Origin of the sequence: Neisseria sp. HMSC056A03, from assembly GCF_001815685.1 — a bacterium.
GTDB lineage: Bacteria > Pseudomonadota > Gammaproteobacteria > Burkholderiales > Neisseriaceae > Neisseria > Neisseria subflava.
The window spans coordinates 1-342 of the sequence record NZ_KV821653.1 but is presented as its reverse complement, the minus strand read 5'-3'; the positions used below and the strand labels follow the sequence as shown (position 1 = coordinate 342).

The following is a 342-nucleotide window of genomic DNA, read 5'->3' as shown; positions in this document are numbered from 1 at the left end:
GAGTTCGGGGCTGGTGAGGATGTGGTCGATGCGCAGGCCGAGTTTGCGTTGGAACATGGCGCCGCGGTAGTCGAACCATGTGTAGAACGCGCCTTCGGGGTGGATTTTGCGCAGGCTGTCGGTCAGGCCGAGGTCGAGTAGGTTTTTAAACCATTGTCTTTCGATGGAGGAGCAATGGATTTTTTCGTGCCATTTTTCGGGGTCGTAGCAGTCGGCATCTGCTGGGGCGATGTTGAAGTCGCCGAGCAGGACGAGTTTGGGGTGGGCGGCCATTTCGGTGCGGACGAACTCGGTCAATGCGGCAAACCAGTGTTCTTTGTATTGGAATTTTGGGCTGTCCAG

Annotated in this window: 1 protein-coding gene; it reads right to left on the bottom strand. The window is 56.4% G+C overall.

Annotated elements, in window-relative coordinates:
- Window positions 1–342: exodeoxyribonuclease III (locus HMPREF3052_RS09485; RefSeq protein ID WP_210399517.1), on the bottom strand; the 342-nt coding region annotated here is incomplete at both ends.